At 57.5% G+C, this 24,399-nt stretch carries 20 protein-coding genes and 1 pseudogene; all 21 read left to right on the plus strand.

Annotated elements, in window-relative coordinates; all coding sequences use genetic code 11:
- Positions 1-62: 62 nt before the first annotated feature.
- The 21 genes and pseudogenes from HMPREF9162_RS00360 to HMPREF9162_RS00460 all read left to right on the plus strand — a co-directional run bounded on the left by HMPREF9162_RS00360 (position 63) and on the right by HMPREF9162_RS00460 (position 24,321).
- A complete protein-coding gene (locus tag HMPREF9162_RS00360) occupies positions 63-2,060 on the plus strand; it encodes a hypothetical protein (protein ID WP_009438100.1) in 1,998 nt (665 codons plus the stop codon).
- Between the two features lie 41 nt (positions 2,061-2,101).
- Positions 2,102-3,586 (plus strand): sodium/proline symporter PutP, encoded by a 1,485-nt coding sequence (gene putP / locus HMPREF9162_RS00365; protein ID WP_009438119.1) that lies wholly within the window; start codon positions 2,102-2,104, stop codon positions 3,584-3,586.
- Positions 3,587-3,646: 60 nt separating this feature from the next.
- Positions 3,647-4,012: a VOC family protein gene (locus tag HMPREF9162_RS00370; RefSeq protein ID WP_009438098.1), complete on the plus strand. Its 366-nt coding sequence runs from the start codon at positions 3,647-3,649 to the stop codon at positions 4,010-4,012.
- Positions 4,013-4,077: 65 nt separating this feature from the next.
- Positions 4,078-4,941, plus strand: coding sequence for a response regulator (locus HMPREF9162_RS00375; protein ID WP_009438034.1), 864 nt, complete (start codon positions 4,078-4,080; stop codon positions 4,939-4,941).
- 3 nt (positions 4,942-4,944) lie between these two features.
- Positions 4,945-5,409 carry a chemotaxis protein CheX gene (locus tag HMPREF9162_RS00380; RefSeq protein WP_009349948.1) on the plus strand — a complete coding sequence of 155 codons (465 nt, stop codon included), beginning with the start codon at positions 4,945-4,947 and terminating at the stop codon, positions 5,407-5,409.
- A 36-nt stretch (positions 5,410-5,445) separates the two neighbouring features.
- A complete protein-coding gene (locus HMPREF9162_RS00385) occupies positions 5,446-5,874 on the plus strand; it encodes a DUF1934 domain-containing protein (protein ID WP_009438127.1) in 429 nt (142 codons plus the stop codon).
- 11 nt (positions 5,875-5,885) lie between these two features.
- Positions 5,886-7,547 carry an arginine--tRNA ligase gene (gene argS / locus HMPREF9162_RS00390; RefSeq protein ID WP_009438009.1) on the plus strand — a complete coding sequence of 554 codons (1,662 nt, stop codon included), beginning with the start codon at positions 5,886-5,888 and terminating at the stop codon, positions 7,545-7,547.
- A gap of 26 nt (positions 7,548-7,573) precedes the next feature.
- On the plus strand, positions 7,574-7,900 hold the full coding sequence (gene rpoE / locus HMPREF9162_RS00395; protein ID WP_009438103.1) for a DNA-directed RNA polymerase subunit delta: 327 nt from the start codon (positions 7,574-7,576) through the stop codon (positions 7,898-7,900).
- A gap of 22 nt (positions 7,901-7,922) precedes the next feature.
- Positions 7,923-9,533, plus strand: coding sequence for a CTP synthase (locus tag HMPREF9162_RS00400; RefSeq protein ID WP_009438014.1), 1,611 nt, complete (start codon positions 7,923-7,925; stop codon positions 9,531-9,533).
- Complete coding sequence (mfd, locus tag HMPREF9162_RS00405) at positions 9,530-12,814, plus strand: transcription-repair coupling factor (RefSeq protein WP_009438079.1); 3,285 nt, start codon at positions 9,530-9,532, stop codon at positions 12,812-12,814. Before HMPREF9162_RS00400 ends, mfd begins: the two co-directional genes overlap by 4 nt.
- Before the next feature lie 4 nt (positions 12,815-12,818).
- On the plus strand, positions 12,819-13,511 hold the full coding sequence (locus HMPREF9162_RS00410) for an SAM-dependent methyltransferase (RefSeq protein ID WP_009349954.1): 693 nt from the start codon (positions 12,819-12,821) through the stop codon (positions 13,509-13,511).
- A gap of 148 nt (positions 13,512-13,659) precedes the next feature.
- Positions 13,660-13,932 carry an HU family DNA-binding protein gene (locus HMPREF9162_RS00415; RefSeq protein WP_009349955.1) on the plus strand — a complete coding sequence of 91 codons (273 nt, stop codon included), beginning with the start codon at positions 13,660-13,662 and terminating at the stop codon, positions 13,930-13,932.
- Positions 13,933-14,002: 70 nt separating this feature from the next.
- Positions 14,003-14,779 carry an SDR family NAD(P)-dependent oxidoreductase gene (locus HMPREF9162_RS00420; RefSeq protein ID WP_009438027.1) on the plus strand — a complete coding sequence of 259 codons (777 nt, stop codon included), beginning with the start codon at positions 14,003-14,005 and terminating at the stop codon, positions 14,777-14,779.
- A gap of 69 nt (positions 14,780-14,848) precedes the next feature.
- Complete coding sequence (locus HMPREF9162_RS00425; protein WP_009438093.1) at positions 14,849-16,003, plus strand: glycosyltransferase; 1,155 nt, start codon at positions 14,849-14,851, stop codon at positions 16,001-16,003.
- Positions 15,981-16,280, plus strand: a complete 300-nt coding sequence (locus HMPREF9162_RS00430; RefSeq protein ID WP_009349958.1) for a septum formation initiator family protein — start codon at positions 15,981-15,983, stop codon at positions 16,278-16,280. Before HMPREF9162_RS00425 ends, HMPREF9162_RS00430 begins: the two co-directional genes overlap by 23 nt.
- A gap of 96 nt (positions 16,281-16,376) precedes the next feature.
- Positions 16,377-16,823, plus strand: coding sequence for a S1 domain-containing RNA-binding protein (locus HMPREF9162_RS00435; protein WP_009438109.1), 447 nt, complete (start codon positions 16,377-16,379; stop codon positions 16,821-16,823).
- Between the two features lie 76 nt (positions 16,824-16,899).
- Positions 16,900-18,341, plus strand: a pseudogene (gene tilS / locus HMPREF9162_RS00440) (tRNA lysidine(34) synthetase TilS).
- A complete protein-coding gene (gene hpt / locus HMPREF9162_RS00445) occupies positions 18,338-18,883 on the plus strand; it encodes a hypoxanthine phosphoribosyltransferase (RefSeq protein WP_009438108.1) in 546 nt (181 codons plus the stop codon). Before tilS ends, hpt begins: the two are co-directional and overlap by 4 nt.
- Positions 18,884-18,900: 17 nt before the next feature.
- Positions 18,901-20,898 carry an ATP-dependent zinc metalloprotease FtsH gene (gene ftsH, locus HMPREF9162_RS00450; protein ID WP_009438019.1) on the plus strand — a complete coding sequence of 666 codons (1,998 nt, stop codon included), beginning with the start codon at positions 18,901-18,903 and terminating at the stop codon, positions 20,896-20,898.
- A gap of 141 nt (positions 20,899-21,039) precedes the next feature.
- Entirely contained in the window at positions 21,040-22,902 is a 1,863-nt protein-coding gene (locus HMPREF9162_RS00455; protein ID WP_009438088.1) for a glycosyltransferase family 2 protein, read from the plus strand.
- Between the two features lie 48 nt (positions 22,903-22,950).
- Positions 22,951-24,321, plus strand: coding sequence for a methyltransferase domain-containing protein (locus HMPREF9162_RS00460; RefSeq protein WP_009438133.1), 1,371 nt, complete (start codon positions 22,951-22,953; stop codon positions 24,319-24,321).
- The last annotated feature ends 78 nt before the right edge of the window (positions 24,322-24,399 follow it).

Genomic DNA, 24,399 nt, shown 5'->3' on the forward strand with positions numbered 1-24,399 from the left:
TATTTGTGCGGCGGCTCTTTCTATATATTTTTTTAAATACGTTATAAAAAGATCGCGCAGAAATGCGCGCGGAGCTCGACGAATACATCGCCCCCGCGCTTGCACGCCTCAAAGACGGCATGGGAAAAGGCGGTCAAATTCTCACGGTGAAGGATGATGTCGGCAACGATACATACATCCGCTACAGCGAAAATGATCTATGGTATCGGGATTTCTTCAAGGAGCATAAGCGCAAGCCGACTGTTGCAGAACTCGAGGATATGGCGGTTGCCATGGTAACGGGCGATGCGTCTGCGCCGAAGGTCGAAGGATGGATCCCCGATAGTGCCGAAACGGCGGAGGCAATGGCAGAAGCCACTCCTGCGATTGAGAAGCTGCGCGAGAACCTTTCCGTAATGGAGCGCATCAAGCCGCACATGAAGGAAATGACGAGTGCGGAAATGAGACTCACGGAGGGACTATCTCCCGAGGCGTTCCATGTGTACCGTGACCTGTCGAAAAAGCTCTCGGTGATTGGCGGACAGACGGCACCCGTCGCGCGTCTCAATGCGATCCTCTTTGCCCGTCATGCGGATATCTTTGCAAATGCCGTATCGAAAAAGACGGGCGAGAAGCTGACAGCGAAAGACTATTACGAGCGGTTCTTTGGCCTTGACAGTGAGGGGAAGCACAAGGCGGATATGTATCAGGCGGTTGCACAAGGTGTAAACCTTAATGAGAACGTTCCTGTGCTTGACTTTGACAGCATGGCGAACGTACTCAAGAAAGCGGATAAGAAAGCCGTGCTCGCCTACATTCGCTCTCTTAGCACAATAGCGCCAATTCCGACGGCAGACTTCTGCGCGCTTGTTGGGATTCCTGCTAATACAGATACCTACGGTCAAAAACATATCGTGTTTGGTAAATCGCAGGGTGATCCTAGAAATGTTAAAGCGCGCAATAAGACGCTCAGTAATCTTGCGACTGTCCTTCAAAATGCACGTGTCATTGATATTTCTTCGAACACAAAAGCTAAGCCCTCAAAGGGACTCACGGGGCGCGCACGCACAGTGCAAGAGCGGAAAAATTCGGTACAGCGGTACTATCGCATCATGGTCCCCATAAAAGCGGGGGGACAGCTTAAAACGCTTATTATTACAGCAGAGGATATGAACGGGGCAGTCTCCATTAGCCCGCAGAATGTATCACTTTATGAGATTGAAATTGCACACAAAAAAGGAGCCCCGTACCACGGCACCACCAAGGGTGTAAATGTGGCCAACGGAGTCCCTTCGCATATAACTATAAGGGATATGCTGCGCGGTGTCAAGGATACAGACAAGAATTTTTATATCGACCCTGTGACGGGGAAAGCGAATTTCGATCCGATTCATTCTCTGCCGCAGCAGGTATTCAATCAAATCGCATGGCACGGCTCGCCGTATTGGTTTGAACACTTTGACCTCGGCATGATTGGCCTGGGTGAAGGACATCAGGCGCACGGGTGGGGACTGTATTTTGCGAAGGATTGGCATATTTCCGAAGCCTATAAGACATGGCTGGAACACATGCCTAAAGTGCATACAAAGACAGACACCTATACACATGATGAAGAAGGACGCTGGATTTTAGAGAAAAGCGGCGCTCGGTTTGCAGACGGCTCTCCTGTGGATCAGGCGCTCATGGCTTTTGAAGGGGCAGAGGGCGATCTTGCGGCGGCAAAAGAGGATGTTAAGAAACAGCTCGCGCGCTATGAAAAACGCAAAGGCATGGAAAAGAGCGCCGCTATCATGCGGGAGGCTTTGGATATCCTTGAAAAAGAGGGCGGAGAGTGGCAGATTGAACACGATAAACCGACGCTCTATCAAGTGGAGATTCCGGACGAAGAGTATATGTTCTGTGAGAACATGACCGTTGCGGCGCAGAACGACTATGTGAAAACGCGTATTGAAAAAGTTGTTGCAAGTCTCACAGAGGAGCAGCGAAGCCGATTTGCCGACGGCGCTATGAATTGTTGCCCAACATACGTAAATGAGGAAATCCGGAAAACATTTTGCTTTTCTATGAAAAATCTCGTATAATGAGCAACATATTGCTGAATTGATTGTAAGGGGCGCTGTTCTTGGCGGATCGAATAGAGATAAGTATTGTTTTCTTCGTCTATATGTTCCTGATGATGGGCATCGGGGTGTATTATTATCGGCGGACGCGCAACATGAGCGACTATTTCCTCGGTAACCGTAAGCTTGGCGCATGGGTGACCTCCATGAGCGCCGAGGCGTCCGATATGTCGGGCTGGATGCTGATGGGGGTGCCGGGATTTGCGTATGTGGCCGGACTGAATGCGGGCTGGATTGCGCTCGGCATCATCCTCGGAACATGGGCGAACTGGCATTTTGTTGCTGCTCGGCTGCGCGTCTACACGGAGGCGGCGAATAATTCGCTGACACTGCCGGACTTCTTTGAAAATCGCTTTATGAGTGATTCGGGCATGCTGCGTGTCGTACCGGCAATTTTTATTCTGATCTTTTTCATCCTCTATACGTCCTCAGGATTTGTAGCGGCGGGACGCCTCTTTGAGACGATTTTCAGCCTGCCGTATGTGCCGTCGCTCCTGCTCGGAGCGGGTGTCGTCGTGTTCTATACGCTTGTCGGCGGCTTCCTTGCGGTGTCGCGTACGGACTTCATCCAGGGTGTGATGATGTTCTTTGCGATTCTCGTTGTTCCCGTCGGCGCGGCGCTGATGCTCGGCGGGTTTACAGCGACGGCACAGATGCTCTATGCGACGCATGCCTCTTTCTTTGCGCCGCTGACCAAACCCGATGGGTCGACGCTCGGCTTCGTCGAGTTCATCTCGCTGATGGCATGGGGCATCGGGTACTTTGGGCAGCCGCATATCCTCGTGCGGTTCATGGCAATCCGGGACGCACGCGAGCTGCCGCAGGCGACGCGCATTGCGATGGCATGGGTCGTGATCTCGCTCGGGGCAGCGCTGCTCGTCGGCATGGTGGGCGCGGTCTATCTGCGGACGCCGCTTGAGGGAACGGCGGCGGAGACAGTGTTCCTCGTGATGGCGGGGGAGCTCTTCCCACCGATTGCGGCAGGGCTAATCCTCGCGGCAGTACTTGCAGCGATCATGAGTACGGCGTCGGCACAGCTCCTTGTCGCGGCGTCGGCGTTCGCGCAGGACATCTACCGCCGCAGTTTCCGTCCCGCAGCACCCCAAGAGGAACTGGTCTGGGCCAGCAGGATCTCCGTTCTCGCGATCGCGGCGGGCGCAATCTATCTGGGACTGAGCCCCGACAATTTCATCCTCGATATGGTTGCCTATGCGTGGGCGGGCTTTGGCGCGGCGTTCGGTCCCGCGCTCCTCTCATGTCTCTTTTGGCGGCGGACAACGGAACGCGGCGTGCTCGCGGGTATTGTGACGGGCGGGCTGACGGTGCTCGTATGGAAGCAGTTCGCGCCCTTTGGGCTCTATGAAATCGTACCGGGCTTCCTCTTCTCCCTGCTCGCGATCTACGTTGTGAGCAGGCTTGACGCGCCGCCGCCGCAGGCAGTTACGGAGGTCTTCGACCGCGTGGATACGGGGGACGGACGACCGTAATATCGTAACGAAAGATACGGTTTTCCTGCCGATGTTTTGGTATCCTGATAGGAGGGCATGATGGCATTTTCGTTTACACATGTCAATTTCAATGTACTTGATTTGTCTCGGAGTATGGAATTCTATGCGCGTGCTTTTGATTTCAGGGAGAAGCGGCGCTTGGAAGCGCCCGGTTTTACGCTCGTTTATCTGACGGACGGCAGGACGGATTTTGAGCTGGAGTTGACATATCTGCATACGCGTAAGGAGCCGTATAATCTCGGGGAGAAGGAGTTCCACCTCGCGCTCTATACGGACGACTACGCTGCGGCACGCGAAAAACATGCGGACATGGGCATCATCTGCTACGAGAACGCGGAGATGGGCATTTACTTCGTCGAGGATCCCGACGGATACTGGATCGAAGTTTTGCCAAAAAATATGTGACGGAATACCCAATTTCGTGTATAATGGAGACGCAGTTCAGACTGTGTCAAAGAGGGTGAAAGAATATGGGGAAATTACGGGTGCTGGTCGTCGATGATTCCAAGATCAGCCGCGTGATGATTGCCGAGAATCTAAGGGATACGGATTTTGAGGTGTGCGGGATGGCGGCGGACGCCGCGGAGGCGGTGCGCCTCTATGAGGAACTGCGCCCCGATGCCGTGACGATGGATATGAATCTGCCCGATGCAAACGGGCTCGAGTGCAGCCGCCGCATCATTATAATGGATCCGGACGCGAATATCGTGATGGTGAGCGCGATGAAGGATCTGAACCTCATTACGCAGGGCAAGGCGATCGGCATACGGGCGTTCCTGCAAAAACCGATTGCGAAGCAGGATCTCGTTGATGCGCTGCATCTGCTTTGTGAGGCGGGAGAGAGCCGACTGACGACGTTCCGTGAACTCTATGCAAAACCGTTTGCACGCGCACTGCAGGAGGGAACAGCGGGACTGCTCCGCATGGAAGGGACGGCGGAGATTGAGGAATACGAACCGCGACACCTCGATGTGAGCGGTGCCGCTGTGATCATCGGCATTACGGGCTTTACGACGGGGCGCGCAATTTTCTATTTGGAAGAGCCGGTGATCAAGCTCTTTGCGATGCATATGCTTGGACGCGCGACCATCGAAGAGATCGAGCCGAGCGAGGCGGATGATGCCGTTGAGGAAGCCGCAAATATCATTGCGGGGCGCGGCATTTCAAAGATCAATAATGTGCTTGAGGGGAAGGAACTGCGCCTGACGCCTCCGGGGACGATCCGCGGGTCGAAGGTGCATATCGTAAGCCCGCGCATGACGACGTTCTGTATCAGTGTGCAGCTGCCAATCGGAACGATCCGGATGAACGTGGGCTTTGCAGAGGGAGAGTAGTCGATGGATGCAAAACTGATCAATCCTTTTGTGGATGCCTTTACGACGGTGATGCCGATGCTGGGCTTTCCTGAGCCGACGCGGACGAAACTCTACGCTGCTTCGAGCCGCGCCAAAAGTCTCGGCGTTTCGGTGCTTGTCGGGTTTACGAAACAGATTCGCGGCAATGTCGTTTACAATATGAGTGAGGATACGGCAAAGTTCATTGCTTCCACGATGATGATGGGAATGCCGGTGGAGGCATTCGACGAGATGGCGCAGAGCGCGATCTCCGAGCTCAGCAATATGCTGACGGCGAACACGGCGACGAATATCACGGGACTTGGGCTCGATGTCGACATATCGACGCCGTCGCTTACGGTGGGCAGCGATTTCGAGGTGAAGATCAGCGACGGGCAGTATCTCGTCGTGGAGATGGATCTCAGTGGTAAGCTGGTGGAGCTGGACATTGCCGTTGATCAGAATTAGGGAATGCAGAACACTTTTTATCGGAGGGACGATTCGGTGAAGGGTGGAGAGGTACATGTTTCGCTTGTGGGGCGTCAGGTGGATGCCGCGGGTGAAGAAAGCCGCATTGCGCTGTCCGTCACGGGACGGCGTTTTTTGCGTGGTGACAGCCGCTATGTGAGTTATGACGATACGGAGCTGATCGAGGGAGAGACGGTACCGACGGTGCTGCGCTTCGGTGCGGATCAGATTCTCCTGCAGCGGCGGGGAATTGTGCGGTTTGCACAGCATTTTATGCCGGGCAAGGAGCGCCGAAGCAGCTACCACACGCCGTATGGGACGCTCTCTATCACGACGCTGACGCGGCGTCTGCGGATGCGCAGGGCGGAGGACGGTGCGGAGGAGGCGTACATTTTCTACACGCTCTATGTGGACGGTGTACGCCAAAGCGATAACACACTGGAAATAAAAATTGAGCCGAGGTAAAGGAGTTTATTGTGCAGATAAAACAGGAGATCGAGCAGGCGATTATGACGGCAGCGGAGCGTGCCGCCGCGGAGGGGCTGCTGCCGCAGGGCGCGGCATTCCCCCCGATTGTCCTTGAGGAGCCGCCTGAGAAGGATATGGGCGATGTTGCGACCAATTTTGCGATGCAGTCGGCGCGTGTGTTCCGTAAGTCCCCGAAAGCGATTGCTGAGATTATTGTATCCTATCTGACAGGGGACTGGCTGGAGCACACGGAGATTGCGGGTCCCGGCTTCATTAATCTCTATCTAAAGCCTTCGGTATATGCCGATATGCTGCGCGGCGTACTTGTGGCAGGAGAGGCATATGGGCAACTTCCCGCGCGCGCGGATGCACCGCGCGTGCAGGTGGAATATGTCAGCGCGAACCCGACGGGACCTCTGCATGTGGGGCATGGGCGCGGCGCGGCGGTCGGCTCGGCACTCGTAAAGCTGCTGCGTGCGGCGGGCTATGCGGTGGACAGCGAGTACTATGTCAACGACGCGGGCAATCAGATGAATTTGCTCGCGGTCTCGGTGAACGCGCGCTACCTCGAACTGCTGGGGCAGGCGGTGACGTTCCCCGAAAACGGTTACCACGGCGCCGACATTACGGAGACGGCGCGACGCATTATCGATAAGGATGGGGACAAATACCTCGCGCTCCCCGAGGAGGAGCGTCTTAGAATTTTTCAGGATGTCGCCTATCGTGAAAAGCTCGCCGCGCTCAAGGAGGATCTTGCGGATTTCGGCGTGACGTTCGACCGCTGGTTCAGCGAGCGCACGCTCCATCCCGACGCGGTGCGGCGCGCGGTGGACGAACTGCTGGCGCGCGGCACCGCGTACCGGAAGGACGGCGCGGTGTGGCTGCGCTCGACGGACTACGGCGACGATAAGGATCGCGTGATCTTCCGAGATAACGGCGTGCCGACCTATCTCGCGGCGGATATTGCCTACCACGACGATAAATATCGGCGCGGCTACGGGCGTCTTATCAACATCTGGGGAGCGGATCATCACGGTTACGTCGCGCGCGTCAAGGCTGCGATGGCGGCGCTCGGGCACGATCCCGCACAGCTCACAGTCCTATTCCTGCAAATGGTGAGTCTCTACCGCGACGGTGACCTCGTAAAGCTCTCGAAGCGCACGGGTGAGACCGTGACGCTGCGCGAGCTGATGGAAGAAGTTGGCGTCGATGCGGCGCGGTATTTCTTCATCATGCGTTCGCTCGACAGTCAGCTCGATTTCGATCTCGATCTTGCAAAGAAGCGGTCGAACGAGAACCCGGTCTACTACGTCCAGTATGCACATGCGCGCATCTCGAGCATCTTCCGGCAGGCGGGGGAACTTGGTCTCATGCCGGCGGATGGCGCGGAGCTCTCGCTGCTGAAGGAGGACACGGAGATCGCCCTCATTAAGAAGCTCGCGGCGTATCCGGAGGAGATCGCACGGGCTGCGGCGGAGTACGCGCCGCAGCGTATCGCGCGGTACAGCTACGAGCTGGCGGGCGCATTTCATTCGTTTTACAATCAATGCCGTATCGTCGGACAGGAAAAGCCGCTCGCATCGGCGCGGCTCGCGCTCGTCACGGCGACGCGGCATGTTATTCGTCATAGTCTCGGTATCCTCGGCGTTTCGGCGCCCGAGCAGATGTAATCGGTATCTCAGGAAGGAGCGTATTTATGGATTTTGAGCATATGTCGGAGATGGATGTCGCCTATCATATCCTGATGGAGAAGAAGGAGCCTGTGCAGTACAAAGAGCTGATCCTTGCGGTCATCGAGGCGAAACATAAGCCGGTACAGTCGCTCTCGGCGGCGATCTCCGAGATCTACACGATGATGAACATGGACAGCCGCTTTCATTACGAGGGCGAGGGCAAATGGGGGCTCACGGAGTGGGTGCCGCCCGAGGTCAAGCGCTCATCGTCACGCTCTGTTGGCACAGCTAAATCAGGCGTTACAAAGGAGACCATGCGGAAGAAGAAACTCGAAAGCATTCAGAACTGATTGAGACAGGCGGAGGAACGGCATGGCAAAGTATATTTTCGTCACGGGCGGCGTTGTTTCATCTCTGGGCAAGGGCATTACGGCGGCATCCCTCGGTCGCTTGCTTAAGAATCGCGGGCTGAAAGTAACAATTCAAAAATTTGATCCCTACATCAACATCGACCCCGGCACAATGAGCCCGTATCAGCACGGCGAGGTGTTCGTCACCGACGACGGAGCGGAGACGGATCTCGATCTGGGGCATTATGAGCGGTTCATCGACATCAATCTGACGAAGCGCTCCAACATCACGACGGGCAAGGTTTATTCCAATGTGCTCAACAAGGAGCGCCGCGGCGACTACCTCGGTTCGACGGTGCAGGTAATCCCGCATATCACGAACGAGATCAAGCAGCGCGTCTACGATGTGGCAAAGGCGGACGGCGCCGACGTAGTGATCACGGAGATCGGCGGCACCGTCGGCGATATCGAGAGCCTGCCCTTTCTTGAGGCAATTCGCCAGGTCAAGAAAGAGGTCGGCAAGAACGACGCGCTCTATATTCATGTGACGCTCCTCCCCTATATCAGTGCGGCGGGGGAACTCAAGACGAAACCGACGCAGCACAGTGTCAAAGAGCTGCGTGCCATTGGCATTCAGCCGGACATTCTCGTTTGCCGGACGGAGCAGCCCATTCCGCGCGAAATGAAGGAAAAGATTGCACTCTTTTGCGATGTGGACGCGGACGCGGTGATCGAGAACCGTACGGCATCAACAATTTACGAAGTCCCGCTTATGATGCAGCAGGAAGGGCTTGACCGCATCGTCCTGTCGAAGATGGCAATGAATTTTGACCCCTCCAATATGGACGCGTGGGAGCAGATGGTCTTTAAGATCAACCACCCGTCGAAAAAGGTCAAGATTGCCGTCGTCGGGAAATACGTCGCCCTGCCGGATGCCTATATGTCCGTGACGGAAGCGCTGCATCACGGCGGCATCGAAAACGACACACAGGTGAAGATCGCATGGATCAATGCCGAGGAACTTGAAAGCACAGAGGCTGATCTCGACGAACTCTTTGTTGGTTGTAAGGGGATTCTTGTGCCGGGCGGGTTCGGCGACCGCGGCGTTGAGGGCAAGATTCGCGCGATTGAGTATGCACGTGTGCACGGGATCCCGTTCCTCGGACTCTGCCTTGGGATGCAGTGTGCGGTCATCGAGTTCGCACGCAACGTATGTAAACTCAATGAGGCACACAGCACCGAGTTCGCGCCCGAGACGCCGCATCCCGTCATCGCTCTGATGGAGGATCAGCACGGTGTGGAGGAAAAGGGAGGGACGATGCGTCTCGGTGCCTATCCCTGCGTGCTCGCGGAGGGATCGCGCTCGCAGGTGGAGTACGGTGAGGAGGAGATCAGTGAGCGGCACCGGCATCGTTTTGAGTTCAACAACGCGTACCGTGCGCAGCTCTCAGCGGCGGGGCTGGTCATCGCGGGAACGAGTCCCGACGACCGTCTCGTCGAGGTGGTGGAGATCGCGGATCACCCGTGGTTCGTCGCATCGCAGTTCCATCCCGAGCTGAAATCACGTCCGAACCATCCGCATCCCCTCTTTGCGGGCTTTGTCCGTGCGGCGCTTGCGATCGGCAGCAAATGAGCGCATTCTTTGCCGCGCTGCGGCTCGATCCTGCCGTTCGTAAGCTCTCTGAGGAGCTTGCGGCACAGCCGCAGCAGATTCTTGCGCATGGCTGCGCGGGCTCACTTAAGCATGCAGCGGTTGCCGCCGCCTATGACGGCACGCCGCGTCCTTTGGCAATCGTTACGGCAGGGCGAGAGTCCCTGCGTGCGTGGCAGGAGGATCTGACGGCGCTGCTTCCCGAGGCAGACGTCTACGAGCTGCCAGAATTAGACTATGCGCTTGCCGCTGTGCAGGGTGCGGCAAAGGGCATGGAGCGTGCGGCGCAGCGCATGAACATCCTCGGGCGTCTCCTGCGCAGAGAGCCGATCATCGTGCTCGCGGACATTGGCGCGGCGGCGCAAAAGGGGCTGAGCGCGGCGGAGTTTTCGCGCGCCTCGCTCTCCCTGCGGCTCGGGGACACACTCGTACGCGAGGAGCTGCTCGCGCGCATGGTCGGCATGGGCTACGAACACGCGGCGGAGGTCGAGCATGTCGGTCAGTTCAGTGTGCGCGGCGGCATCGTCGACATCTTTCCTATCAATGCACTCTCGCCGATCCGCATCGAGTTCTTCGACGCGGAGATTGACTCGATGCGCGAATACGATGCGGTGACGCGGCGTTCCATCAAAAATATCAGCACGGCTTCCATCATGCCGCTGCGTGCGGCGGATGATGAGGGGGAGGCGTGCTTTTTGAGTTATCTCGGCGCGGCGGGCATCACCGTGTTCGACGAGCCGACGCGCCTCATCACCGCCCTGCATGACGCCGTGCAGGAGGACGCGGCGCGCGCCGCACGCATCTTCTCATGGGAGGAACTCGTCGCGGAGGGGGCTGCGGGACATGAGCTGTTCGTCTCCCTCATGAGCCGCAAATTGCCCGCCTGTGCGCCGCGTGCGCTCATCCCGTTTCAAATGGTGCCGATGACGGCGTTCCGGCGGCAGTTCACGCTCCTTGAGAGCGAGCTGCGCCGCTACCTTGCGCAGCAGGCGCGCGTCCTCGTGCTGGCGGGTGGGAGCGAACGGGCAAACGTCATCCGCGATATGCTCGCAGGATGGAAGCTGCCTGCGGCGCTCCTCCGGCGGGAGGCGACACCTGCGCCGGGAGAGATCTCGGCTGCGGGCGGAGCGCTGCGCGCAGGCTTTGAGCTGCCGGCAGCGAATGTCGTCATCCTCACCGAGCAGGACATCTTTGGGCGGCACAAGGCGAAGCTGCGCCGCAGTGCGGGCGCGGGCGAACGCATCCGGCATTTCCGTGAGATTGCGCCCGGCGACTACGTTGTGCATGTCTCGCACGGCATCGGCAAGTACCTCGGCGTGGAGACGCTCGAGGTGGCGGGCGTACACCGCGACTACCTGCACATCCAGTACGGGGGTGACGACAAGCTCTTCGTCCCGACGGATCAGGTCGGTCTCTTGCAAAAATACATCGGCGCGGAGGGGGCGGCGCCGCGTCTGCACCGCATGGGGACGGCGGATTGGGCGCGCGCACGCGCGAAGGCGCAGAAATCCGTCGAGGACATCGCGGATCATTTGCTCGAGATCTATGCCAAGAGAAAACTCGCCGCAGGTCACGCCTTTACCCCGGACGACGCGATGCAGCACGAGTTCGAAGAGGCGTTTCCGTACGAGGAGACGGAGGATCAGCTGCGTGCCATCGAGGAGATCAAGCGCGATATGGAGAGCGAGCGCCCGATGGATCGCCTGCTCTGCGGCGATGTTGGATTCGGCAAGACCGAGGTCGCCGTCCGCGCTGCGTTTAAGGCGGCGATGGACGGATTTCAGGTCGCAGTGCTCGTGCCGACGACGGTGCTCGCGCAGCAGCATTATCAGACCTTTGCCGCGCGCTTTGCCGACTTTGCGCCAAAGGTCGATGTGGTCTGCCGCTTTCGTACACCGCGTGAGCAGGCGGAGACGCTGCGTGAGGTGGAACGGGGGCGTGTGGACATCCTCATCGGAACACATGCAATTCTCAATCGTACGCGCGTGCATTTTCGAAAGCTTGGACTGCTCATTGTCGACGAGGAGCAGCGGTTTGGCGTGACGCAAAAGGAGCGCATTAAGGAGTTTGCCGCAGGTGTAGACGTGCTCACGCTCTCAGCGACGCCAATCCCGCGCACGCTCCACATGTCGCTTGCGGGCGCGCGCGATATGAGCATCATCGAGACGCCGCCTGCCGACCGACTGCCGGTGCAGTCCTACGTCGTGGAGAGCAGCGACGCGATGATGCGCGGTGCGATTGAGCGCGAGCTGTCACGCGGTGGGCAGGTGTATTTCATCTACAACCGCGTGGAGAGCATCGATCGGATGCGCGAGCACCTGCTGCGCCTCGTGCCGGAGGCGCGTATCGCCACGGCGCACGGGCAGATGAATGAGGACATCCTCGAGCAGGTCATGATGGATTTTTACGAGGGACATTACGACATCCTCCTTGCGACGAGTATCATCGAGAACGGTATCGATGTCGCGAACGCGAACACGGTCATCATCTACGACGCGGATCGGTTCGGCCTGTCCCAGCTCTATCAGATGCGCGGACGCGTGGGGCGTTCGGCGAAGATGGCGTTTGCCTATTTCACCTATCGGCGCGACAAAGTGCTGAGTGAGACGGCAGAGAAGCGGCTGCAGGCAATGAAGGAGTTTGCGCAGCTCGGCTCGGGCTTTAAGATCGCGATGCGAGACCTTGAAATCCGCGGGGCAGGGAGCCTGCTCGGGGCACAGCAGCACGGGCATATCGCGGGCGTCGGCTTTGAGATGTATGTGAAACTGCTCGAGGAGGCGGTGGCAAAACGGCGCGGCGTGGCGAAGGAATCGCCGGAGGTCGAACCGGTTATCGATCTGCCCGTCGAGGCGTATATTGATGGCGGCTACATCGAAGATGCGATGCATAAAATCGAAATTTATCAAAAGATCGCGGCGGTGCGTACCGGTGAGGATCTGGATGCGCTGCTCGACGAACTGATCGACCGGTTCGGGGAACCGACTCCGCCCGTGCTCGCACTGCTTGATATCGCGCGCATCAAGAATCTTGCACGCAGCTTTGGGGCACGCAGTATTACTGCCCACGGCGAGGCATTTGATATCAGCCTGCCCGAGGGGACAAAGCTGCCTCTGCAGGCGCTCGTGCGTCTCAACGAACGCTGGGGACGGCAGATCGGCCCCGTTCCCGAGGGCGCGGGCTACCGCATCCGGCTGAATGCGAAGGAACGCAAATATATTTTGGATACCGCACTGGAAATTGTGCAGATGATCTGCGGAGAGTGATACAATGGGAAAATATCGGCTGACGGTCGCAGGGCTCGGACCCGGGGCACCCGGACTGGTGACGCGCGAGACATGGGATCGTATCGCCACGGCACGGCACATTATCCTGCGGACGCGTATCCATCCGACGGTGGAGGCACTCGATGCAGCGGGCATATCGTATGAAAGTTACGATGATTTTTATGAGACTGCAGCGGATTTTGAGGAATTGTATGCGCGCATCGCAGGAGATCTGCTCCAACGTGCGGCACAGGAGGAGATTTTATACCTTGTGCCGGGCAGCCCGTTTGTCGCCGAGCGCACGGTGCACCTCCTGCGGGCGTGGACACACGCGGAGGGGGAGGACGTCAAGATCCTGCCCGCGATGAGTTTCTTGGAGCCGCTCTTTGCGGTGCTCGGTCTCGATCCCGTGCATGGACTTTCCATCGTGGACGCCGCCGATGAGGATCGCATTGCCGAGGGGCTGCGCGGCGATACGATTGTGACGCAGGTCTATGCGCGTGAAATAGCGTCCAATCTGAAGCTGTTGCTCATGGAGCATATGGAGGATACACGGGAGGTATACTATCTGCATCACCTCTGTCTGCCGGATGAACGGATTGCACGGATCGCTCTTTTTGAACTCGATCGGCAGGAGGATACGGATCATTTGACGAGCCTTTTCATCCCCGATACACCCCTTTTTTGGGAAAAATGATGAAAAAATATACTTTTTTTCGTGGAAATGTGGCTTTTTTCACTCTCCCCCCCTTGATTTTTCGAAGTAATTCTGTTAAATTCTCTCATGACGGTGCGGTCATTAGGGTCGCAGGGAAAAAGAAAATATCTTAAAGGAGGATGCTACTTTGAACAAACAGGAATTAGTCGCAAACGTAGCAGAGCAGGCAAATCTCACGAAGAAGGACGCGGAAAAGGCTGTCAACGCCATTTTTGAGACAATCAAGGGTGCTCTTTCCGAAGGTGACAGAGTTCAGCTGATTGGTTTCGGCACGTTCGAGGTGAAGGCGCGTCAGGCGCGCAAGGGGCGCAATCCCCGTACGGGTAAGGAGATCAATATCCCGGCTTCGAAGACGCCTGTGTTCAAGGCTGGCAAGGCTCTGAAAGATTCTGTAAACTGAGTCGAAACGGCGTGAGACCGGGTTCCCCGATGGGGGAATCCGGTCTTTTTTGTCTATACGGTGAGGTCGTATGAAAGAACTCGTTTTCGCGTCCACTGCTTTTGCGGGGCGGACGGTACTGATCTCAGGGGGGACGTCGGGGATCGGATATGCCGCGGCGGAGATCTTTCTTACGTGCGGCGCGTCGGTCGTTCTGATGGGGCGCGATCAGGTACGCGGAGAAACGGCGCTTGCGCGTCTTGCGGGCGGTGCGCGTGCAGTCTACTGCGCGGGTGACGTACGCTTGACTGCGGACTGCCGTGCGGTGGTGGAGGAGGCGATACACGCCTTCGGCGGGCTTGATATTCTTGTCAATGCGGCGGGAATTTATGCAGAGGGGGCGCTTGAGGAGCTTTCCGATACGACGCTCGAGGAACTCCTTGACGTCAATCTAAAGGGGACAATGCAGATGACGCGCGCGGCTCTGCCGTATCTGCGTGCTGCGCGGGGCAATATTGTGAACGTCGCGTCTGATGCGGGGCTGCATGGCAACTACTACTGCGCGGCGTATGCGGCGACAAAGGGGGCGGTCGTTGCCTTCACACGTTCACTCGCTCTTGAGACGGCACGGGACGGCCTGCGTGTCAACGCCGTTGCGCCTGCGGATATTTTAACACCGCTCACGGAGCGGCAGCTCAGACCGGATCTGCCGCGTGAGGAGCAGCTGCGCACGATGGCGGAGCTCTATCCGACGGGACGCATCGGCACGCCGGAGGAAGCGGCGTCGGTGATCGCATTCCTCGCATCGTCCGGTGCGGCATGGGTGACGGGCAGTGTCTATACGGTGGACGGCGGGCTCACAGCATAGCTGCAAAAAAACTTTTGTCCGCGGCATGGAATTGTGATACAATAAACGTATTCAGCGGAGGAGGCGATCATGGGGCGCGTTCATATTCTCATTTTGACCGCTTCCATCGGCGCCGGACATACGCGGGCGGCGGAGGCGATTCGTGCGGCAATTGCTGCGCGTGCGGGCGAGGACGTGCGTATTTCCGTTGTGGATTTTATGGCGCGCGACGTCTCTGTGATTCACTATCTCATGAAGCGTGTTTATCTCATGATGCTGCGTTTTGTCCCGAATTTGTACGATGTGTTCTTCCGCTTTGCGGGGAGTGCGGCGGGGGGCGGCGTGGTGCGCTCCGCATTTGCGTGGGTGATGGTGCGGACGATGGGGCGGCTTATACGCTCTTATCGTCCGGATCTCGTTGTTGCGACGCACCCTTTTCCGGAGGGGGCTGCGGCGTTGTGGCGGGCGCGATACGGCGGGGACTTTTTGCTCACGGCGCTTCTGACGGATTATGCACTCCACCGGATCTGGCTCTCACGCGGTGTGGATACCTACTTCGTCGCGACCGAAGCGATGGCGGCGCAGATGGCGGAGCTGGGGATTGACCGCAGCTTAGTGCATGTGACGGGCATCCCCATTGCGCGTGCAGAGCGTCATGTGAACCGCGCAGCGGCGAAGGAGCGCGCAGGAGTTCCCTTCGAACTGCCGGCGCTTCTACTCATGGGTGGTGGGCTCGGGCTCGGCGATATAGAGCGGACGCTGTGTGCACTCGAGACAAGTCAGGAACGGCTTGCCGTTCTTGTTGTGGCGGGGCACAATGCGGCACTTGCCGCGGATGCGCGGCGTGCAGCCCGGACATCGCGCCATCTGATCCGTGTATGGGATTATACCGACGAGGTGCCGCTGCTCATGCGGGCGGCGGATCTGCTTATTACAAAACCGGGGGCACTCACAATCAGCGAGGCGTTTGCAGCGGGGCTGCCGCTCCTGCTGCATGATCCGATCCCGGGACCTGAGACGGAGAATGCGGTCTACGCGACACGGCGGGGCGCCGCAGTATGGCTGCATCCGGGCGAGCAGATCGTACCCGCCGTCGCGGAGATTCTCGCAAATCGATTGCCTGCAATGCGCAAAGCAGCGCACGCATCGGCACGAGAAGAGGCGGCGGACTGTGCGGCGCAGATATTGATGGAGATGTGCAGGAGCAAGAGAGGAGATAGAGATGGCGCGAAAGAGACCGTCTAGACGACCGCGCTGGTTCGTCATTGTACTCATCCTCATTCTGGGCTATTTTGGCTCGATTCTTGTGTCGCAAGGGCTTTATCTCTCCCATGTCCACGAAGATCAGCGAGGTGCGGCGGAACGCCTTGCGGCAGCGCAGGCGGAGAACGAGCGCCTCTTGGCAGAAAAGCAGCACCTTGGCGAACTCCCATATATCGAAAAATTGGCACGGGAAGAGCTGGGAATGACGCGCGTCGGAGAACTGCCCTATGCCCCCGGAAAACGCAGCGGCGGCAACTGATTTTCTTGACACACGGCGTATGTGTTGGGTATAATAAACGGGTCATCAATCATCGGGGGCGACCCCGCCGGTTTTGTATTGAAGGGAAGAAGTGTTTTGGCCATTGAAGTTGGCAGTGTAGTAGAAGGCGTCGTTACAGGGATCACGAATTTTGGCGCTTTCATCGAACTCCCGGAAGGAAAGACAGGGCTCATTCACATCTCGGAGGTTGCCGATGTCTATGTGAACGACGTGCATGATTTCCTCAAGGAGCGCGATACGGTTCGCGTGAAAGTTCTCACCGTGGATGACCGCGGTAAGATCGGTCTTTCCATCAAGGCGCTTCAAGATAAGGCGCAGGCACCGGCGCAGCCGTCCGCCGCCCCCGCGCGCCCACCGCGTCCCCCCCGCGATATGCGGCGCACGGCGGCATCACGGCAGCCGGGATCTCCCTCGTTCGAGGATAAGCTCTCCCGGTTCCTGAAGGACAGCGACGAACGTCTGACGGATCTGCGCCGCAAGACGGACTCCAAGCGGGGCGGCAGAGGATCGCGCCGCGGATGATGTAAAGTAAGCGGCAGGGCATGGGTGCGGCAAAACATCCGGTTGGAACGCCCCTCATGCGGGGCATTACTGTAAAATGGGTGAAGGGCACTCTGTAAGGAGTGTCCTTTCTTTGTTGGAGGCGTCTGTGCAAACAAAGGTTGAACATGTTCTGCGCGCGCACGATTTTTTTTCACCGCTGCGTCATATCCTCGTCGCGTGTTCCGGCGGTGTGGATTCGCTCGCACTGCTTGATGTGCTCGACCGCTTCCGTCGTGCAGGGGGCGCGCATATTACATGTGCACATGTGGAGCACGGTATCCGCGGGGCGGCATCACGCGCGGATGCGCGGTTCGTCAAAGACTATTGTGCGGTGCAGGGCATTCCTTTCACCTGTGCAGCGGTGGATGCGCCCGCCTACGCGCGGGCACATCGAATGTCCCTTGAGACGTCAGCACGGATCCTGCGCTATGAATTTTTATATCGCGCGCGCGAAGAATGTGGCTGTGACTGTATTGCGACGGCACATCATGCGGACGATCTCGCCGAGACGGTTCTCATGCGCATCCTGCGGGGGACGGGAACGGTGGGGCTGGCTGCCATGCGGGAATGGGACGGTGTGCTGCTGCGCCCGCTCCTCACGGCGACACGGGCAGAGATTGTCTCTTATGCACGTGCCCGCGCGCTTGCGCCGCGTTCTGATGAAACGAACGAGATGTGCGACGCGATGCGCAACCGGATACGGAACAAACTCCTGCCGATCCTGCGTGCCGACTATAATCCCGCAGTAGGGGCGGCACTCGTGCGCTTGAGCACGCTCGCGCGGGAGGAAGATGAATTCATCGCGGAGCTTTCCGCCGATGCACTCAGACGGGCGGAGGACGCGGGGGGGCTCTCCACAGCCGTCCTGTGCGGGCTCCATCCCGCACTGCAGCGGCGCGTCCTGCGGCTCTATTGGCAGAAGGCAACGGCGGGGGGCAAGGATTTTTCCTATCTCCACGAGGAGCAGATGCGCAGCCTGATTTTCGTGAGGGGCGTTGCGCAGATCGATATGCCGCACGGTTATACGGCGGTCTGCCAATACGGGCGGCTGATACTGAAAAAGAAAGAAATACAAAACGATCAACCAAAAGATCCTGAAATTATACTTCCCATAGAACGTGAATATGCTATAATAGACTTTCAAGACTTTCAAATCCGTACCAGACGGATCCGGGGTGTCCGCCCTGCGGACTGCCTGCGCCGTGCGGGCGCGTATACGATCTACGCGGATGCGGCGCATCTGCCGCCCCTTATCCTGCGCACACGACGCGCCGGAGATTATCTGCGGCTTCCGGTCGGTCAAAAAAACTCAAGAAGATTCTCATCGACGACCGTGTACCGCAGGAACAAAGGAACCGAATGCCGCTGATCGCCGTTGCGGGCGGCAGCGAGATCCTATGGATCGTCGGCGGCAGGCGGAGCATCCTCGCTCCGCTCACGGAGGAGACCGGAGAAATTGTAGAGATCAAATGTGTGAAGGAGACGATAGCCACATGATGAGCGACGATATTGAACGCATATCCTTTTCCGAAGAGGAAATTGCGGCGCGCGTACGCGAGCTCGGCGCGCAGATTGCCGCCGACTACCGCGATGCAAAGGAGACGGTCTACTGTGTCGGCATCCTCAAGGGAGCCGCCGTGTTCTTTACCGATCTGGTTCGCGCTATCGAACATCCTGTGTCTTTTGACTTTATGATCGTGTCGAGTTACGGCGATGCGACCGTGTCGAGCGGACAGGTTAAAATTTTGAAAGACCTCGATTTTTCGATTGAAAATAAACACGTCATTATCGTTGAGGACATCATTGACTCGGGGACGACAATGCGATATCTGCGGCAAATGCTGGAGGGGCGGCATCCGAAGAGCATCAAGCTTTGTGCGTTCCTCTCAAAGCCGTCGCGCCGTGTTGCGCCCGTCGAGATCAACTACCTTGGCTATGAGGTGCCGGATGAGTTTCTCGTGGGCTATGGGCTCGACTATGCGGAAAAATACCGGAACCTTCCCTATATCGGTGTATTGAAACATTCCGTTTATGAGTAATTCGGAGGAGGGATGAGTTGAATCAATCACTTTTACGCAATCTCGCATTTTATGCGCTGATGTTCTTTGTCGTATGGACGGCTGCCGACTATATGTCGGGGGAGCACCGCAATGCACAGCAAAGTACGGCGCTTGGATACAGTGAATTCACGGCGAAGGTGAACGCGGGTGAGGTCGATAAAGTCGTCATCATTCAAAACAATATCCGCGGAACGCTCAAGGACGGTACGGCGTTTACGACCATTACCCCCGAGGCGCCGAACAGTGACCGGGATCTCTATCAGCGTCTTTCGGAAAAAGGCGTCAATATCTCTGCGGAGAATCCACCCGAACCGCCGTGGTGGCAGACGCTGCTCTCCTCGCTCATTCCAATCGCGCTGCTCATTGGATTCTGGTTCTTCATGATGCAGCAGTCGCAGATGGGCGGCGGACGGCTGATGAATTTCGGCAGGTCACGCGTGCGGCTCATGATCAGCGACAAGAAAAAGGTGACGTTCGCCGATGTTGCGGGTGCGGACGAGGCGAAACAGGAACTCGAGGAAGTCGTTGAGTTCCTAAAGACCCCCGATAAATTCAACGAGCTCGGCGCACGGATCCCGAAGGGGGTTCTGCTCTTCGGCCCCCCGGGCACGGGTAAAACCCTCCTTGCAAAGGCCGTTGCGGGCGAGGCGGGCGTGCAGTTCTTTACCATCAGTGGTTCCGACTTTGTCGAGATGTTCGTCGGTGTCGGCGCTTCGCGCGTACGCGATCTCTTTGATCAGGCAAAGAAAGCCGCGCCCTGCATTGTCTTCATTGATGAGATTGATGCAGTCGGTCGTCAGCGCGGTACAGGACTCGGAGGCGGGCACGACGAGCGCGAGCAGACCCTCAATCAGCTCCTCGTGGAGATGGATGGCTTTGCGTCCAACGAGGGGATTATTATCATCGCGGCGACGAACCGTCCCGATGTACTCGACCCTGCGCTGCTGCGCCCCGGACGCTTTGATCGGCAGATTGTCGTCGATAAGCCTGATGTGCGCGGGCGCGAGGCGATCCTCAAGGTGCATACAAAGGGGAAACCCGTTGCGGACGATGTGAATCTCGACGTTCTCGCACGGCGTACGCCCGGTTTTACGGGCGCAGATCTCAGCAATCTCGTCAACGAGGCGGCGCTGCTTGCCGCACGGCGCAACAAGAAGCAAATCCACATGGCGGAAACGGAGGAAGCGATCGAGCGTGTCATGGCGGGTCCCGAACGCAAATCTCATGTCATGAACGAGGAGGAGAAGCGTCTTACCGCCTATCATGAGGGCGGACATACGCTCGTCGGCATGATGCTTGAGCATGCCGATCCCGTACATAAGGTTACGATTATTCCGCGCGGGCGTGCGGGCGGCTATATGCTCTCTCTGCCAAAGGAAGACCGATCTTATCGCACGCGTTCGGAGCTGCTCGACCGGATCAAGGTTGCGCTTGGCGGACGTGTCGCAGAGGAAGTTGTGCTCGGCGAGATCAGCACGGGCGCATCGAGCGACATACAGACCGCAACGCAGATCATCCGCAGCATGATCATGCAGTACGGCATGAGCGATACGATCGGACCCATTGCCTACGGAGAGGAGAACCATCAGGTATTCCTTGGACGCGACTTCAATCGCGACCGCAATTACTCCGAGGACATCGCGGGGCAGATCGACCGCGAGGTGCGCCGCTATATCGACGAAGCCTACGAAGCGTGCCGCACGATCATCGTCGAGAACCGCGACAAGCTCGACCTCATTGCAAACGCGCTGCTCGAACGAGAGACGCTGAATGCGGCGGAGCTTGAGGAACTGATGAACCGGGGGCATATTGCCGAAAAGTCGGACGAGTCTGAGGACGATGATGATGACGATACCGCGTTCCTCATCCCCGTGGATGTTGTGATCGACGACTCCTCGCAGACGAGCGAAGAGGCGGAGCGTACCGTAGAGGAGCGTACGGTTCCCATTCCAACGGCGGAGCCCAAATTCAACCTGACTCAGTGGAATAAGTAACGCAGCTAAGGTGCTGCCGCATGGAATCGGCGTGCGGCAGCGCCTTTTCTTTTAGAACTGAAGGTATTTCGTCGATAATAAATAGAGTATCAATATCTGTGCTTTGATTGGTAAAGTGCAGAGAGAAATGAGAGGGAGCATATGCATTGGTTTGAGGAGATACTAGGCGCGGCGGATGATGCCGTTCGTTATGTTGATAAGACGCTGCGTGAACCGGGGGGGTTCACGGAGGAATCAAGAGACGTCCTTGAGAATCTGGCGGCGGTGATGGAGCACGTTGCGGAGCGTCTCGCGCAGGAAGAGGGCGTTCTCATCGAAAAATGCCGCCGCTATGCGCTGAATACGGCACACTCTGCCCGGAAGACGCTTGCCGCGCAGACGCTGCAGGCGTCGTACAATCTATTTGCGTTCGAGGTGCAGCCGCTCTTTTCGGATCTCTGCTATCAGCTCGATCTCGAGTACAATGTCCTGCGCGACGAGTCGGCGCGTGCGGAGCGTCTCACACAGGTGCTTGCGGCATTTGAGGCGGCGCGGCGGCGTCCGCGGCGCACGGACTTTAAGTACCGCGTCACCATCATTGTTCCCGCGTACAACAAGGTGGAGTTTTCGCGCTGTGCAATCGAGAGCCTGTTCCGTCATACGGATTTTTCCCGCGGGGACATCGAGCTGATTACGATCAACGACGGCTCGACGGATGGGACGGAGGAATATTTCAATAATCTGCCCCATGAGAAGAAGATCAACCTCAAATACAATGTCTACAATCATCTCGGATGGGGTATCGCACGCCATATCGCGGAGGGGGCGTACGTCGTCTATTTTTCGAACGACGCCGTGGCGACGCCGCGTTGGCTGGAGAATTTGCTCCGGGTGCATGAGGAGATGCCCGAGGTCTTTTGGACTGTCCCGACCTGCAACGAGAATTGTATCTCGAACGCGCAGGGGATTCCTGTCGACTACGAGAACACCTTTGAGGACATGGGGAAAATGGAGGCGTTCGCAGCGCGCAATAATCGCTCGAATCCGCTGCTGTGGGAGGAGCGGGCGGCGCTCATGCCCTTTGTTAGCGTCGTGCCGAATCTCTTTGATGTGCCGGAGATCTGCGCGGATTACACCTATACCATGTGTGATTTCGAGGACGACGATTTCTCAACGATGCTTCGGCGGTCGGGATTCAAACAGATCCTCGCAAAGGATACGTTTGTGCATCATTTCGGCGGGGTGACGCTCAGCGAGGTGCGCAGAAAATCCGTCAACTTTGCAAGTCTGGTCAAGATGCGTCCCGTTTTTCGTGAAAAATGGAAGGTCGATCCATGGCAGTCTCTCGCACGCATACCGCATCTCAAAGAGGCGCTTTCGGCGTGGACTTGTACGAATAATCCGGTGCGCGCGCTTGTGATTGAGCCGATGTTCGGCGAGGGGCTTTTCACGATACGGAATTTCTTTCGGCGTACACAGAGGCGCGTGACGATTGATGCCGTCGTTGCGGATGAGCGGTATCTGCCGGACAGCAAGTATACGGCGGATCATGTGTATGCGCTGCCGCATCTCGACAATATAGAGGAACATATCCGGGAAAAATACGACATCATCGTTATGGGAGCGGCGCTCAATGATCTTTCCGTACGGCGTATCGTCCCGTTCTTCCGGATGTGCCGGCGTATGCTGCGTGCCGGGGGATTCATCCGGTGCCGCATTGTCAATTACAGCAGCGCTGAGAATATTCTGCAAAGGCTGTCGAACAGCATTCCGCCTCTTGTCTACGATATTGTTCCCGGTGCGGACGGGTACCGTGCGTTTTCCATTGATGAGACGGTCGGCGCCCTGCAGAGAGAGCTCGGCGCAAGGGAAATTAGTCTGCACTACATTACAACCGGGCATTTTTTCCCCGGGACAGAGGAGTTCGAAGCGCTCACGGCGCGCCTGACGGACTGCACGGATGCGCAGCGCGGCGCGCTCCGAAACCTCCTGTACGGCGATTTCGTGGTTCTGCATATTTCGTAGCGCATGATCGCCGCCATCATTCCATGGTATTGATCGGGAGGAAGCATCTTGCCCAAATTAAGCATTATTATCCCCGTGTATCGGATGAACACACAGCTCCGCCAGTGCATCACGTCGATTCGCCGCACCGTGCGGATTCCCTATGAGATCATCGTTGTCGACGACGGCACGCCGCAGGGAGAAGAACCGCCGCATCCGCCGTTCGGCGAGAACGAGATTCGGATACTGCGGTCAAAAGAGCATCACTCCATGGCACATGTGCTGCGTATGGGATTGCAGGAAGCGGAAGGCGATGTGATCCTGTTCCTTCATGCGGACATTATGCTGAGCCCCTATACGGTGGAGGATATGCTGGACGCGCTGATTGCACATCCGGAGATCGGTGCAGTGAGCGCGGTCGCAATGCGGATGAACGAGCACCGTCAGTTTTGTCCGCAGCTCAGCTATCGGGGGTGGGAGGACTTTGCCGCGGCGGCGCAGCAGCTCAGAAGCGGCGGTCTCACGTTGCATCCGACACTCTATTTGGAGCTGTTCTGTTTGATGGCACGACGGGACGCCGTCGGAGCGACAGGGCTTCCCGATGAGGACTACCGGACGCCGTGTATGACGGCGATCGACTATACATTGCGTATGGTGCGGGCGGGGTATCGCCTAGGGCTTTTGCCGTCCGTCTATGTGCATCATCAAGAGGACGATCATGCGCGCAATATGGACGCTTACGATAAGGAAATCTTGGCGGAAGCCGATCTGTTTCATGAAAAATGGGGCGTGAGTCTCACTTATTCGTTCGGCGTTCGAGACGACCTCTTCCCCCTGATGGATCTGTCCGCAGAGGATCTTCGCATCTTAGAAATCGGCTGTGCCTGCGGCGCAACCCTCATGGAGATCGGCGCACGCAACCCTTCGGCAAAACTGTACGGCGTGGAGCTGAACGAAAGGGCGGCTGAGATTGCACGGACGTATGCCGACGTGCTCGCGATGGATGTGGAACGCGTGGATGAAAACGACATTCGGGAGCGGTTCGACTACATCCTCATGCCCGATGTGATCGAGCACTTGCTTGATCCGTGGACGGCGCTCCGCAATATGCGAAAACTCCTCGCGCCGGGTGGATGCATCGTTGCGGGCATCCCCAATGTCGCGCATATCTCGAACCTCTACCATCTCCTGCGCGGGATGTGGCAATATGAAGATGCGGGGCTTTTAGACCGCACGCATTTCCGATTTTTCACACAGCGCGAGATCGCGCTGATGTTTGAGGGGGCGGGACTCCGCATTGAGGATATGATGCTGCGCCGATTCGAGATGCCCGCGCCGATCATGGAACTTCGCAGGGAACTGCTCTCTCTGCAGTCGATCAAGGTGCGCCCCGAGGATCTGGATGCATATCAATGGTGCGTCCGCGCGCGGAGAGAATAAAATCTATTTTTTGTAGCGTAGAGTCGTTATCTGCTGTATAATGGGACGGATAACGGCTTTTTTGTTTGGAGGCATAAT

Source organism: Selenomonas sp. oral taxon 137 str. F0430 (genome assembly GCF_000183625.1).
GTDB lineage: Bacteria > Bacillota > Negativicutes > Selenomonadales > Selenomonadaceae > Centipeda > Centipeda artemidis.

What these genes read in the sequence shown, in the direction of transcription:
- HMPREF9162_RS00455 (WP_009438088.1), top strand. Translation starts at nt 21,040, where the DNA reads ATGCATTGGTTTGAGGAGATACTAGGCGCGGCGGATGATGCCGTTCGT.
- rpoE (WP_009438103.1), top strand. Translation starts at nt 7,574, where the DNA reads ATGGATTTTGAGCATATGTCGGAGATGGATGTCGCCTATCATATCCTG.
- HMPREF9162_RS00370 (WP_009438098.1), top strand. Translation starts at nt 3,647, where the DNA reads ATGGCATTTTCGTTTACACATGTCAATTTCAATGTACTTGATTTGTCT.
- HMPREF9162_RS00375 (WP_009438034.1), top strand. Translation starts at nt 4,078, where the DNA reads ATGGGGAAATTACGGGTGCTGGTCGTCGATGATTCCAAGATCAGCCGC.
- HMPREF9162_RS00420 (WP_009438027.1), top strand. Translation starts at nt 14,003, where the DNA reads ATGAAAGAACTCGTTTTCGCGTCCACTGCTTTTGCGGGGCGGACGGTA.
- HMPREF9162_RS00430 (WP_009349958.1), top strand. Translation starts at nt 15,981, where the DNA reads ATGGCGCGAAAGAGACCGTCTAGACGACCGCGCTGGTTCGTCATTGTA.
- HMPREF9162_RS00410 (WP_009349954.1), top strand. Translation starts at nt 12,819, where the DNA reads ATGGGAAAATATCGGCTGACGGTCGCAGGGCTCGGACCCGGGGCACCC.
- hpt (WP_009438108.1), top strand. Translation starts at nt 18,338, where the DNA reads ATGATGAGCGACGATATTGAACGCATATCCTTTTCCGAAGAGGAAATT.
- HMPREF9162_RS00400 (WP_009438014.1), top strand. Translation starts at nt 7,923, where the DNA reads ATGGCAAAGTATATTTTCGTCACGGGCGGCGTTGTTTCATCTCTGGGC.
- HMPREF9162_RS00360 (WP_009438100.1), top strand. Translation starts at nt 63, where the DNA reads ATGCGCGCGGAGCTCGACGAATACATCGCCCCCGCGCTTGCACGCCTC.
- HMPREF9162_RS00380 (WP_009349948.1), top strand. Translation starts at nt 4,945, where the DNA reads ATGGATGCAAAACTGATCAATCCTTTTGTGGATGCCTTTACGACGGTG.
- HMPREF9162_RS00425 (WP_009438093.1), top strand. Translation starts at nt 14,849, where the DNA reads ATGGGGCGCGTTCATATTCTCATTTTGACCGCTTCCATCGGCGCCGGA.
- mfd (WP_009438079.1), top strand. Translation starts at nt 9,530, where the DNA reads ATGAGCGCATTCTTTGCCGCGCTGCGGCTCGATCCTGCCGTTCGTAAG.